Genomic DNA, 13209 nt, shown 5'->3' on the forward strand with positions numbered 1-13209 from the left:
AATGACAAAAGCAGTACATAAATTCGGTGGTTCAAGTCTGAGTTCAGCGGCACGCTATCAAGCGGTTGCCAACATCATCATTGGTCACTGCCAAACTGGCGACTGTATCGTGGTATCGGCGGCTGGCAAAACGACCAATACTCTGGTTGCGCTGTGGCAGAGCTATCAGCAGCAGGATGAGCGTGCTTTCAGCGATATATTGCTGCAGGTTGAAAATCATCAGGTGCAGCTGATCAGTGAATTGTTCTCTGCTACCCGGCAGGACCAGCTGGCATCTGAGTTGCGCGATGAGCTAAGCAGCATTGGCCGCCTGGCACAGTCCCGCCAGTTGCAGGAGGCGCCTCTGCTTGCATTCGGCGAGATCTGGTCTGCACGTTTACTCGCAGCCCTGTTGAATACTCTTAATATTGCTGCACAAGATGTGGATGCACGGTCGCTGTTTACTCAGCACCAGGGTCAGCTGATGCATAGCCAGAATCGCCTGGCCTGCCATCAGACACTCAATCAGGACAAAATTTATGTTGTGACAGGGTTTATTGCAGCCGACAGCATGGGCAATACTGTCACGCTCGGGCGCAATGGCAGCGACTACAGTGCGACATTGTTAGCCAGCTATCTGGATGCGGCGTCTGTGTCTATCTGGACAGACACGCCAGGTGTATTCAGCACTGACCCGAGAAAAGTGGGTAATGCTATAAAATACAGTAAGGTATGTCGTGCGCAGGCGAATTTATTGGCCCGTCTTGGTAACCCGGTTTTACACGCAAAAACCTTGTCACCACTTAAAGAAACGACCATTAAGCTACAGGTACGCAGTAGCTTTGACCCAGATGTGCAGGGCACCGAAGTGGTTAAGCAAGGTTACAGCAAGGAAAAACGCTTTGTTACCACCTTTGGTGACCTGGATTTATTGCGCGTTGATACCTTGGCTTCCGGTGAAGTGGGGGCGCTGAGCCAGCTTATTCAGCATGGTATTCATCACTTTAATCAGAACGGCGAAGATTATCTGTTGGTGCCCAGCGAATTCACGCATCAGGTGGTATTGCGCCTGAGTGGCCGGGTAACCATAGTTGAGTCTCATTTACGCGGGTTTGCCGTAGTAGCGCCGTGTCCGGATATTGCGCCATTAGTGCGTCAGGCACAGGCTGTGCTGGATGAGCAGGCGGTTGTGGTGCGCTTTACTCATAGTGCCGCTGACTACGCCTTATTCCTTACAGATCAGGCTATTGACAGCGATGTATTAGCTATCTTGCACGACAAACTGGTTAACAAAGGCCGTGAACTGGCAGTGATCATTGCCGGACTGGGTAATGTGGGCGAAGTGTTCCTCAGTCAGTGTCAGCAACAAATTGCGCGTTTGCAGAGCCAATTTGACCTCAAAGTGGTCGCGCTACTGCGTTCGCAGAAAATGGTTTTTTGCCCGAGCGGTCTGACCTTGTCTCAGTGGCAGCAGCAGTGGCAAAGTGAAGCGCAGGATTATTCGCATGAAGAGTTGCTGGATCGCATCAGTGAGCTTGATTACGAACACAAAGTGGTGATTGATATCACTGCCAGCGAAGCATTTAGCCAGCTTTATCCTGATTTTGCAGCACACGACTGTCATTTGATCAGCGCCAATAAATATGCTGGTACAGCTCCACATGACTGGTATCAGGCATTACGCACTCAGCTACAAGAGCGCAATTTGTTGTGGCGCTATAACACCAGTGTAGGCGCTGGGTTGCCGGTGAATTTTGCACTGGCCGATCTGCAAAACAGCGGCGACAAAGTGATACGAATTGAAGGGGTATTTTCGGGCACCTTATCCTGGTTGTGCAGCAGCTATGACGGTTCGCGTCCTTTTTCTGAGCTGGTATTGGCTGCGCAAGAAATGGGTTACACCGAACCCGATCCCAGAGAAGACTTATCCGGTCGGGATATGCAGCGTAAACTGTTGATACTGGCTCGTGAACTGGGTCTGCAACTGGAGTTGGATGATATTGTATTAGAGGCCCTGATGCCTGAAGCGCTGGCACAAGGCAGCTGGGAAGCCTTTCTGGCACGCAAAGCGGAGTTAGATGCGTTCTATCAGCAGCGTAATGATGCGGCACTGGCCAGTGGCAAGGTGCTACGCTATACGGGGGCATTAGAAATCGATGTTTCTGGTGCGGTTCACGCCAAAGTGGGCATTGCAGAGGTGGCTCAGGGCAGCGCAATTGCGAACCTGACTCCGGGAGATAATATTTTCGTTATCACAACTCAGTGGTATGAACAAAATCCGTTAGTGATCCAAGGGCCTGGTGCAGGTAAAGAGGTCACCGCGGCGGGGATCCATTCAGACTTGTACTGGTTAACGCAGCAACTGAGATAATAGTGCTTTTTATGAAATAGAAAAGGCCGGTCACTGACCGGCCTTTTAACGTCTTGATTATCAGAACAGCTCTTCGGTATCCGGCAGTTGCTCCTCAAACGGAGTACTTGAGCCAGTATCCAGTACGTACTTGCTGGGTGCTGTACCCCGTTCAAAATATTCAAAGCGACTGGTGTGATCGTTGCGTTCACTCAGTAATCCGGTTTTCAGGTCGATACGCACCGACACCAGACCCGGAGGCGGATCAATTGGCGCCAGAGGCTCGTTTTCCAAGGCCGCGCGCATAAATTGCACCCAGCCTGGTAACGCAGAGGTGGCACCGGCTTCGGCACCGACTACCTGTTGCTTACCAAGATTGGCATTGTAGGCAGCGCGACCCAACGACTTACCCGGGTCGTCAAAGCCAACCCATACTGTGGTTAATACGTTGCGGTTAAAGCCCGTAAACCAGGTATCGACCGAATTGTTAGTGGTGCCGGTTTTCCCTGCCAGATCCTTACGTTTAAGTGCCTGGGCACGCCAGCCTGTGCCACTCCAGCCGGTTTTGTGTTTCCAGCTGCCACCTCCCCAGACTACGCTCTTCATTGCATCTGCGATTAAAAACGCATTCTGCTCGGAGATGATACGCGGTGCACAGGTATATTGATCTACTTCCCACTCATCCTCAGTACACACTTTAAGTGGCTGTGCAGCACCTAACACATTGCCATAGCTGTCGGTGAGCTTTTCGATAAAATAGGTTTCGACCAAATGGCCGCCATTCGCAAAGGCGCTCATGCCCCGTGCCATTTCAAGTGGCGTCAGAGAGGCGCTTCCCAGAGCCAATGACTCACTGCGTACTATGTCTTCATTATCAAAGCCAAACTTAAGAATATGGTCGGCCGCTTCGTTGAGCCCCATGCCTCTCAACAGGCGCACAGACACGACGTTTTTCGACTGAGCGAGTGCGCGGCGGATACGGATTGGACCGCTGTAAACGTCGGGGCTGTTCTTGGGACGCCAGGCCACGCCCATACTTTTATCCCAGTGATTAATAGGTGCGTCATTGATGATGGTCGATAGGGTGTAACCGGCTTCCAGTGCACCTGAATAAATGAAAGGCTTAATGTTAGAGCCAACCTGGCGTTTGGCCTGAACGGCGCGGTTATACTGACTTTGCTGAAAACTGTAGCCACCCACTAAGGCTTTGATACGGCCACTTTGTGGGTCGAGAGAAACCAGTGCACTAGCCGGTTGTGGCAGCTGGCTTAGCAGCCAGTCCTGAGCTGTTTCACGCACCCAGATTTGCATGCCAGGCGCCAGAATATCGCTTGCTAGCTTGGGTGGCAAACCCTGACGGCGTTCCGTGATATACGCGCGTGCCCATTTTAATCCAGACCAAGGCACAATGATCTCAGCGCCATTCTTTAACATGACAGTTGCACTTTGCTCGTCAACTGCCGTCACAACCCCGGCACGCAGAGGGTCTATTTCTGTGACTGTCTCGAGCTTTTCCAGGATCTGAGAGGGTGACCAGGGTAATTCTTCTGCCTGCCAGTATTGTGCCTCAGGTCCGCGGAAGCCGTGTCTCATATCATAGGCGTGCAGGTTGTCGATTAGTGCTTGTTGTGCAGCAGCCTGAATATCTGATTCGACCGTGGTGTAGACCTTAAAGCCTGAGTTATAGGCCTGATCTTCACCATAGGTCTTCACCATGTACGCGCGCACCATTTCTGATATGTAAGGCGCGTAGAGCTCTATTTCTGCACCATGGCGCTTGGCGGTAATGGGTGCCTGAGTGGCTTCGTTGTATTGAGCCTGAGAGATATACCCCTCGGTGAGCATTCTGCCCAGTACCACATTACGGCGTAATTTTGCCCGTTGCGGATTACGGATAGGGTTAAGTGCTGAAGGGGCTTTGGGTAAACCAGCCAGCATCGCCATTTGTGGCAATGTGAGTTCATGAAGTTCTTTGCCGTAGTAAACCTGCGCCGCGGCGCCAATGCCAAAAGCACGGTGGCCCAGTTCTATTTTGTTCAGGTAAAGCTCCAGAATTTCATCTTTATTCAGTAGCCGCTCGATATGCAGGGCAATGAAGATTTCTTTTACTTTGCGGATATAGGCTTTTTCCCGGGTCAGGAAGAAATTTCGTGCCAACTGCATGGTGATGGTACTGGCACCTTGTTTTTTCTCACCTGTGCTGACCAATACGATAAAGGAGCGGACTATACCTATCGGGTCGATTCCAAAGTGATCATAAAAGCGGTTATCTTCTGTTGCCAAAAAGGCTTTGAGCAAAGGTTCGGGAATATCGTCGATTTTAACCGGAATACGGCGTTTTTCGCCAAACTGGTTGATCAGCTTGCCGTCGCGGGTAAAGACCTGCATAGGGGTTTGCAGCTGTACATCTTTTAAAACCTTAACACTGGGAATGTCGGATTTAACATAGTAATAAAGGCCGAACAGGGTTAGCAGGCCCAGTGTCGTGCAAAGCAGTATAAGTTGTAGTAATCTTTTTAATAAATTCACGAATTTATCCCTAGCGAGACTCCCAATTACAATCGGACGCTGTTAGTATATCCTGATTAAAAAACGATTAATAATTTTTGCGTAAATTACTTTGTGCCTTATTAAGGTGCAAGGAGTGTGGCCGAAAGTTGGCAAGTAGTATAACGCTTTTCGCCAAACCGTACCTAAATGACTAAACTCTTAATTAAGACAGTACTGTATTCTGGATACTTGGGCTAATCGCATGTTGCGTCAATTCTTAAAAAAACAAGCACCTATGATGGTCGGGGTAGACATAGGGTCACACTGTGTAAAAGCCGTTTTGTTGGCTGAATCGAGTGCCGGATATCGGGTAGAAGCCGTAGCCATTGAACCTTTACCCAAAGGCGCGATGAAAGAGCGTGCGATTCAGGATATCGAAGCGGTGGGTAAGGTCATCAGTAAAATTCGTAAGCGTCTTCCTAAAACCACGCACTTCGCTGCCGTTGCCGTATCCGGACAAACGGTCATCACCAAAATGATTTTTATGGATGTGTCGTTAAGCGACGCTGAATTGGAATCGCAAATAGCCATTGAGGCCGACAGCTTGATCCCTTACCCACTTGATGAAGTGAGCCTGGACTTTGAAAAGTTAACGGTTAATGAAGCTGACCCGTCTAAAGTGAATGTGCTGCTGTCTGCGGCAAGAACCGAGAGTGTTCAGGCGCGAGTCAGCGCACTAGAAGAGGCCGGTTTAAAAGCCAAAGTGGTGGATGTAGAAAGCTACGCTCTGGCGCGTTCAGCAGACGTTTTATATGGCCAGTTACCCTCGGATGCTTATGATAAAGTCGTGGGTATCATAGACATAGGTGCTGTAGTGACTTTGGTCAGCGTTGTGCAGTCAGGCAAAACTTTATACACCCGGGATCAGGTATTCGGAGGGGAGCAATACACAAATAGTATTGTGGCTTACTATAACAAGAGTTTTGATCAGGCTGAGCTGGCTAAAACCACCGGAGATCTGCCGCCAAATTATACTTTCGAGGTGTTGGCGCCGTTCCAAACCTCGTTGCTTCAGCAAGTACGCCGTGCATTGCAAATGTTTATGACAACCAGCGGTCAGGAGCAGGTTGATTATATTGTACTGACAGGTGGTACTGCTCAGGTTGAAGGGCTTGATCGTTTACTCGTTGATGAATTGGGCGTTCACGCGATTGTTGCTGATCCGTTTGCGAATATGGAAATTGCACCGAAAGTAGACAGAGGTGTGCTGAGCAACCATAGAGCACAATTTGCCATTGCGACTGGTCTGGCATTGAGGAGCTTTTCATCATGCCACATATAAATTTACTGCCCTGGCGCGAACAGCAGCGGCAAGCTTCTCAACAAAAATTCCTGACTATTTTAGGTGTGATTGTTGCTGCCAGTCTGGCGCTGATGTATGGGATTGGCGCGTTTTACGATACGCTCAGAGAAGGGCAGGAAATCAAGAACCGCTACCTTTCCAGCGAGATAAGAAAGCTGGATAAGCGAATTGGCGAGATCAAGGGACTCAATCAGCAAAAAGAAAACCTGCAACGTCGTATCCGCTTAATTGAAGAGCTACAAAGTAACCGTAACCTGGGCACTCAGCTGATTGATGAAGTTGCGCGTGTGGTACCCGCGGGGGTTTATCTGACCAGTCTGGAGCGCCAGCAAAATATGATCAAAGTGATTGGGCGCAGCGAATCGAATAACCGCTTGTCGCAAATGCTGCGGGCGGTTGAGTCATCCTATTTGTTACGAGACCCCTTATTACAGGGCATTGTTGCTGGTGAACGTGAGGAACGTTTGCTGAGTAACTTTACAATGCATTTTTACGTTAAAACGTTCGCACAAATGGAAAAAGAGCGTGCCGAATTAGCCCAGACTAAGCAGACGGGGAACTAGGCCATGAAATTTGACCTGAAATCGCTGCAAGAGATCGACTGGAACGAGATTGAGCTGGACAATATCGGCGAGTGGCCGATGCCTGTGAAAGCTATTTGCTGTGTACTGGTTGTGGTTGTGATGTTGGTAGTCGGCTACAGCATGTTAGTGTCTGCATCAGTGGCAAACTTTGAGCACGCAGTGAAAGAAGAAGAAGACTTGCGGACCAGCTATCGGATTAAATATGGCCGGGCCAATAACCTGGAATTATACCGGCAGCAAATGAAGGATATGGAAGCGCAGTTTTCTCAGCTACTAAGGAAGTTGCCGACCTCAAATGAAACCCCGGGGCTGCTGGACGATCTGACCTATGTGGGGACATCGAGTGGACTGACCTTTTTAAAAATTGGTTGGTTGCCAGAAGTGAAAAAAGAGTTCTACACTGAGTTACCAATCAATCTTGAGGTGGTCGGTACATATCATGAGTTTGGTGAGTTTGTCAGCAAAGTGGCGCAGTTACCACGGATAGTGAGTTTGCACGATTTTCGTATTGAAGGTGCAGGCAATAATCAACTGGTATTCAGTGTGGTGGCAAAAACCTATCGCTACGAGCAGGAGGCTGATTAATGAAGCGCCTGTTCGCCATATTACCCCTGGTATTGCTCTTGGCATGTAATGATAACACCGCAGAGCAAAAAGAGTTTATCGATCGGGTGCAGGCAAATGCGACGCCAAGTATAGACCCTATGCCTGAAATGGCGCAGTTTGAGCACTTTCCATATAGTGCGGGTAAATTGCGCAGTCCTTTTGTAGCCCCGCAACCTGAAGTCATTGAAAGCCGGCTGGTGCAAGTGAAGAATTGTCTGCATCCAGACCCTAATCGGCCGCGGGATCCGTTAGAAAAATACGCTTTAGATAACCTGATTATGAAAGGAACCATTACTCGGGGAGAAACTATTTGGGCGCTGATCCGTGCTGGTGAGCAGGGTTTGTTCAGAATCAAGAAAAATGAATATATGGGCTTGTATCACGGTAAAGTTGTCAGTGTACAAGCCGACCATCTCGAACTGATGGAATTGATCCCGGATGGGACTGGGTGTTGGAAAGAGCGCTTGAGCAAAGTCGAAATGGTGGAAGCCGAGGACGTCGGTGCCGGTGAATAATAAAAAGGTGAAAATATGATTGCGCGCGACGGGATCAAATACGTTGTGAAAACTCTGATGGGCGGCATTTTAATGGGTACTGCGCTATTCGCTCATGCTATGCCAATGCTATACGATGTTCGCTACAATCCGGTGCCAACCGGCGAAACAGAATTACAGCTTGTCTTTGATGAAAAGCTGGCCATTGAGCCAAAAGTACAGGTTCTGAACGAACCCGCCCGTATTGAATTATTTTTTCCTGATGCTGAGTTCGAAGAAAGCCTGGAATTACTCAAGGTAAACAAAGCTGGCATAGAACAGATCCAAAGTAGAATGGAAAATGGCGGCTTTGTGCTCAGTGTGCAAATGAAAGCCCTTAAACTTTATCGTACTGAGGTAAAAAACAACCTGGTTTATGTCAAAGTATCCGACCAGCCCATTCCGGTTGCCAGCAATGAAGCACAGACAGACACGCTGCACAGTGCGATGAATCGGATCCAGAATATTGACTTCAGACGCACAGAGAAAGGGGCTGCACAGATCCTGGCCTTTTTGGATTCCAGCCAAGCGGCAATAGATGTACAAGAGCGAGGCGGGCAAATCTTTGCTGATTTTCATCATATCGATATCCCGGATGAGTTACTGTATGAACTTGATGTGGTGGATTTTGGCACTGTCGTCAGCACGGTAGAAACGTTCCGGGAAGAAGGCAAGAGCCGGCTGGTGATTAAGCCCAATGGCGCATTTAAATTCAATTATCAGCAACTGGACAACATTTTTACGCTGACAGTCGAAAAAGACGACCAGGAATTCTCTTACACAGACAAGAAGAACTATCAGGGCCAGCCGATCACGCTGAACTTTCAGGACATTCCTATTCGCTCAGTGCTACAGATCATTGCCGATACCAATAACTTTAACCTGGTCACGAGTGACTCAGTAACCGGGAACATTACGCTACGTCTGGACGGCGTTCCCTGGGATCAGGCATTAGATGTGGTGCTGCGGGTTAAAGGGCTGGACAAGCGGATGGAAGGCGCCATCTTAATGGTGGCACCGTCTGAGGAGTTGGCAGCCAGAGAAGCGAAAGAATTGCAGGCGAAACGCCAGGTCGAGGAACTTGAACCTTTATATAGCGAGTATATTCAACTCAATTATGCCAAAGCTGAGGAGTTTGCTGATCTGCTAAAAACAGATGAAAACTCGATCATCAGCTTGCGCGGCAGTGTATCGGTTGATAAGCGAACCAATACCTTATTGATCAAGGATACATCACGCAGCATTGAGAATGTCAGACGCATGGTTGAGACGCTGGATGTGCCAGTTAAGCAGGTACGTATCGAGTCTCGTATGGTGACGGTATCTGATAATGTTCAGGAAGATTTAGGGATCCGCTGGGGGTTTAGTGACCAGCAAGGCACCGATGCGATTTCGGGCACTCTGGAAGCCACCAATAAGCTCTCCGGTGGCACTATCCCTGACTTGACCGAGCGTTTGAACGTGAATCTGCCGGTGCAAAACCCTGCAGGCAGCTTAGGCATGCACATTGCCAAATTGTCAGACGGGACTTTGATAGACTTGGAACTGTCAGCGCTGGAGCAAGAGAACAAGGGTGAGATCATTGCCACACCGAGTATCACTACGGCCAATCAAAAGACGGCACGTATTGAGCAAGGTACCGAGATCCCCTATGTGGAATCAGCCTCAAGTGGTGCGTCAACCGTGCAGTTTAAAAAAGCGGTGCTGAGTTTAGAGGTGACACCTCAAATTACACCGGATAATAAAATTATTTTGGATCTTGTCATAACACAGGATACGCGCGGTGATACAGTACAGACAGCCAATGGCCCGGCGGTGGCTATCAACACGCAGCGGATCCAAACACAGGTATTGGTAGAAAACGGTCAGACAGTCGTACTGGGTGGTATTTACCAGCAGGAAATGACCAATGCGGTGAGTAAAGTGCCTGTACTGGGTGATGTGCCATATTTAGGTGTCCTATTTAGGAACACACGAGAAATCAATGAAAAGAGAGAGTTATTGATTTTTGTGACGCCTAAGATCATGCATGACTCGCTCTAGTCAGACTAAAATAATAATAATGGGCGTGAAAGTTGCCTTTTGACTTGAAATCACGCAGTGAATGCTGAGATAATCCCCTCCTTAATTTTGGGGCCAGGTCGTTAGGCGGGGTTTTATTTCAAATTTTAGAGTTCGTTTGTACTAAAAAGATATGGCTGAGAAACGTAATATATTTCTGGTAGGCCCAATGGGGGCTGGTAAGAGCACGATTGGTCGTCACATTGCGGACCAATTACATCTGGAGTTCTTCGATTCAGATCAAGAAATCGAGCGCCGTACAGGGGCCGATATCTCCTGGGTGTTCGATATTGAAGGGGAAGAAGGGTTTCGTCGTCGCGAAGAGACCGTGATTTCTGATCTTACCGAAAAGCAAGGCATCGTATTGGCTACTGGCGGCGGCTCAGTCATCAGTAAAGAGGTACGTAATAAGCTATCTGCGCGTGGTATTGTGGTCTATCTAGAGACTCCAATTGAAAAGCAAGTAGCACGTACACAGCGTGATAAGCGTCGTCCTTTGCTACAAACAGAAGAAGATTCACGCGACGTATTAGTACGTCTGGCAAACGAACGTGAACCACTTTATAAAGAAGTGGCGGATCACGTTGTACGCACAGACGAGCAAAGCGCCAAAGTGGTGGCGAATCAAATTATTGAGAAGTTAGATTTCTAAACATGTAGGCTAGATAGGAGGTGACAGCACATGCTTGAATTAAAAGTCGATTTAAACGAGCGTAGCTATCCTATCTATATTGGCCAAGATCTTCTCTCCGATAAGGGGCGGTTATTGCAGCATATTGGCAGTGCGCGCCCCGTCATCATTAGCAACGAGACGGTTGCACCTCTGTATCTCGACAACTTACTTGCACAGCTGGATGGCACAAATCCACTTTATTTTTGTATTCCTGATGGTGAGCAATACAAAACACTTGAGTGGTTTGAGCGCGTTAATGCATTCTTGCTTGAGCATAATTGTGGCCGGGATACTTGCCTGATCGCCTTAGGTGGTGGTGTCGTGGGAGATTTGACTGGGTTTGTTGCGGCGTGTTATCAACGCGGTGTGCCATTTATTCAGATCCCTACAACTTTGTTATCGCAGGTTGATTCGTCGGTTGGTGGTAAGACAGCAGTTAATCACCCTTTAGGTAAGAACATGATAGGCGCATTCTATCAGCCCAAAGCGGTGTTTATTGATACCAACACACTAAAGAGCCTGCCGCCTCGAGAGTTTGCTGCTGGTATGGCCGAAGTGATCAAGTATGGTCTGATCTACGACAAAGACTTTCTGACTCTACTTGAAGACAATGGCAGGGCATTACAAAGCCTGGACACCGAGCTGCTGATGCAAGTGATCCATCGCTGTTGTACCATTAAGGCTGAGATTGTGGCGCAAGACGAAAAAGAAGCTGGGCTACGTGCGCTGCTGAACTTGGGCCATACGTTTGGTCATGCCATTGAGGCGCAGATGGGCTATGGCGTTTGGTTACATGGTGAGGCAGTCGCTGCGGGCATGATGTTAGCAGCCCGTCTGGCGCAGCTAAGAGGTGCGTTGACAGACAATGAAGTAGCGCGTATTGCTACGTTGCTGGAAATGTATCAATTGCCGATTGCAGCGCCAGCGTCTATGACAACGGCACAGTTTATTTCCCACATGCGTAAAGATAAGAAAAACAAGCAAGGTAAGATCCGCTTTATCGTACCAACTGCGCTTGGCGAATGTCAGTTGGTGGATGACGTATCTGACGACACCTTAGGCCAGCTAATAGGGCACTGATGCAGTCGCAAATATTACCGAGTCGGGCCGCCCTGGTCGACCGGATTGCAATGCAGTTTGAGTATGGGCAGAATCTTATTTGCCTGGTTGGTAACTCCGGATTAGGCAAAAGCTACCTGGCTGAGTCTTTCATCACAGATAAGTATCCTGAATTTAATAAAGCCTTTGTAAAGCTCGGCGCACATACCAAAGATACCGAACTGGTGCAGCAGTTATTGGAGAACAGCTTTCGCGCCCCGCTGGTTGATCATAAGTTGTCATTGAGTGAGAATTTTTTTGTTCTGTACAATGAGCAACCCTGTGGTCCGTGTCTGTGGGTGATTGATGGTGCGCGCCATCTTAGTGATGAACTCATCCAGGAACTCCAGTTACTGGCAAAGAAGGCACCGGATACTCTATATATTTTGGTTACCGGGCAAACGCCAAAGATACTGCCTGAAGCGCTGGATATTCACCTGGAACCCTTATCATTAACAGAAAGTCGTCGTCTGATGGCGATGTTCTTTCAGGAGCTTCCGCCGCAAGAAGACCCCATCTTTTCCACTTTTTTAAATGAGTCAGGTGGTAACCCCAGTATTTTGTTGGAATGGCAGCAAACTCAGCATCAACTGACGCTCAAGTCTGAGCGAACGATAAGCCGTCGACAAATACATGGGTTTTTGGGCGCATTTATTGCGATTGGCATTTTGTCGCTGGTAGCTGTGGTGTATCAAAAAGACTGGGCGGATCTATTGCGTATGCAACAGGATGTTGAAAAAACGGCTGTCACTGAATTACCGCAGCCAACGGTGCTGACAACTCAAGAGGTGTTGTCCGAGGCAGAGCAGCCTAAACATCAGGCGCAAGTCGAAGAAAAAGAGGGAACTCAGAGTATGGGTCAGCATGATGTGAAATCCATACTGGATGCTTTAACTCTGAGTGATAAGAGTCAGGATGCAGATCAAAATGTGGTCCCTGCACAAGAAAAGGGAGGTGATGTATCACCCGTACCAGACTTGCAAAGTGCCTCTGATGTGCCGGCTGTTGCACAGGTACTGTCAGAGCAAGTCTCTCCTAATGACACTGTACAACCAGTTGTGGAAGACCAAGCACAGAAACCAGAACCCGCAGCTGAACCAGTACAGGTTGCAAATGATACGCAATCACAGACTATGTCTGACAATGATTGGTTTATGGCTCAGGACAGTAACGCCTGGACAATTCAGCTACTTGCTGTGACTGATCATACTGTAGCACGTCGGTATATCGAACAGCATAAATTGTCACAGATCCGTACAGCACAGGTGGTGCGTGGCAAAAAGGACTGGTGGTTTGTAACTTTAGCACCGTTTTCGACCTTAGATGAAGCGAAACAGGCGCGGGCTAATTTACCTGAAACGGTATTGGCAGGGCAGCCATTTTTTAAACGTATCGTGCAAATTAAGCAACAAATCCAACAGTCACAAACACAAAAATAGTGTAGAATCGCGCTACTTTGGGGTAACTAGTCA

General features: G+C 48.4%; 10 protein-coding genes. 9 read left to right on the top strand and 1 reads right to left on the bottom strand.

Going from position 1 to position 13209, the window contains the following annotated elements:
* The first annotated feature begins 1 nt into the window (after position 1).
* A complete protein-coding gene (metL, locus tag ELR70_RS05875; RefSeq protein WP_054016971.1) occupies positions 2-2350 on the top strand; it encodes a bifunctional aspartate kinase/homoserine dehydrogenase II in 2349 nt (782 codons plus the stop codon).
* Between the two features lie 60 nt (positions 2351-2410).
* Here metL and ELR70_RS05880 read toward each other — a convergent pair whose 3' ends face one another.
* On the bottom strand, positions 2411-4858 hold the full coding sequence (locus tag ELR70_RS05880) for a PBP1A family penicillin-binding protein (protein WP_054016970.1): 2448 nt from the start codon (positions 4856-4858) through the stop codon (positions 2411-2413).
* A 223-nt stretch (positions 4859-5081) separates the two neighbouring features.
* Here ELR70_RS05880 and ELR70_RS05885 point away from each other — a divergent pair, with 223 nt between their 5' ends.
* The 8 genes from ELR70_RS05885 (at position 5082) to ELR70_RS05920 (ending at position 13176) form a co-directional block, all read left to right on the top strand.
* Positions 5082-6161 (top strand): pilus assembly protein PilM, encoded by a 1080-nt coding sequence (locus tag ELR70_RS05885; protein ID WP_054016969.1) that lies wholly within the window; start codon positions 5082-5084, stop codon positions 6159-6161.
* Positions 6149-6745: a PilN domain-containing protein gene (locus ELR70_RS05890; RefSeq protein WP_054016968.1), complete on the top strand. Its 597-nt coding sequence runs from the start codon at positions 6149-6151 to the stop codon at positions 6743-6745. Before ELR70_RS05885 ends, ELR70_RS05890 begins: the two co-directional genes overlap by 13 nt.
* Positions 6746-6748: 3 nt before the next feature.
* Complete coding sequence (locus tag ELR70_RS05895; RefSeq protein WP_054016967.1) at positions 6749-7351, top strand: type 4a pilus biogenesis protein PilO; 603 nt, start codon at positions 6749-6751, stop codon at positions 7349-7351.
* Complete coding sequence (locus ELR70_RS05900; RefSeq protein ID WP_054016966.1) at positions 7351-7887, top strand: pilus assembly protein PilP; 537 nt, start codon at positions 7351-7353, stop codon at positions 7885-7887. Before ELR70_RS05895 ends, ELR70_RS05900 begins: the two co-directional genes overlap by 1 nt.
* A gap of 57 nt (positions 7888-7944) precedes the next feature.
* Positions 7945-9948, top strand: coding sequence for a type IV pilus secretin PilQ family protein (locus ELR70_RS05905; RefSeq protein WP_235577139.1), 2004 nt, complete (start codon positions 7945-7947; stop codon positions 9946-9948).
* A 151-nt stretch (positions 9949-10099) separates the two neighbouring features.
* Positions 10100-10618, top strand: a complete 519-nt coding sequence (aroK, locus tag ELR70_RS05910) for a shikimate kinase AroK (RefSeq protein WP_046004932.1) — start codon at positions 10100-10102, stop codon at positions 10616-10618.
* A 30-nt stretch (positions 10619-10648) separates the two neighbouring features.
* Positions 10649-11719, top strand: a complete 1071-nt coding sequence (aroB, locus tag ELR70_RS05915; RefSeq protein ID WP_054016964.1) for a 3-dehydroquinate synthase — start codon at positions 10649-10651, stop codon at positions 11717-11719.
* A complete protein-coding gene (locus tag ELR70_RS05920; RefSeq protein WP_054016963.1) occupies positions 11719-13176 on the top strand; it encodes an AAA family ATPase in 1458 nt (485 codons plus the stop codon). Before aroB ends, ELR70_RS05920 begins: the two co-directional genes overlap by 1 nt.
* Positions 13177-13209 lie beyond the last annotated feature (33 nt).

Source organism: Pseudoalteromonas sp. R3, from assembly GCF_004014715.1.
Taxonomy (GTDB): Bacteria; Pseudomonadota; Gammaproteobacteria; order Enterobacterales; family Alteromonadaceae; genus Pseudoalteromonas.

Excerpts from the sequence above, each read along its gene's own strand:
- ELR70_RS05885 (WP_054016969.1), top strand. The coding sequence starts at position 5,082 with ATGTTGCGTCAATTCTTAAAAAAACAAGCACCTATGATGGTCGGGGTA.
- ELR70_RS05890 (WP_054016968.1), top strand. The coding sequence starts at position 6,149 with ATGCCACATATAAATTTACTGCCCTGGCGCGAACAGCAGCGGCAAGCT.
- aroK (WP_046004932.1), top strand. The coding sequence starts at position 10,100 with ATGGCTGAGAAACGTAATATATTTCTGGTAGGCCCAATGGGGGCTGGT.
- ELR70_RS05905 (WP_235577139.1), top strand. The coding sequence starts at position 7,945 with ATGGGCGGCATTTTAATGGGTACTGCGCTATTCGCTCATGCTATGCCA.
- ELR70_RS05895 (WP_054016967.1), top strand. The coding sequence starts at position 6,749 with ATGAAATTTGACCTGAAATCGCTGCAAGAGATCGACTGGAACGAGATT.
- metL (WP_054016971.1), top strand. The coding sequence starts at position 2 with ATGACAAAAGCAGTACATAAATTCGGTGGTTCAAGTCTGAGTTCAGCG.
- ELR70_RS05900 (WP_054016966.1), top strand. The coding sequence starts at position 7,351 with ATGAAGCGCCTGTTCGCCATATTACCCCTGGTATTGCTCTTGGCATGT.
- aroB (WP_054016964.1), top strand. The coding sequence starts at position 10,649 with ATGCTTGAATTAAAAGTCGATTTAAACGAGCGTAGCTATCCTATCTAT.
- ELR70_RS05920 (WP_054016963.1), top strand. The coding sequence starts at position 11,719 with ATGCAGTCGCAAATATTACCGAGTCGGGCCGCCCTGGTCGACCGGATT.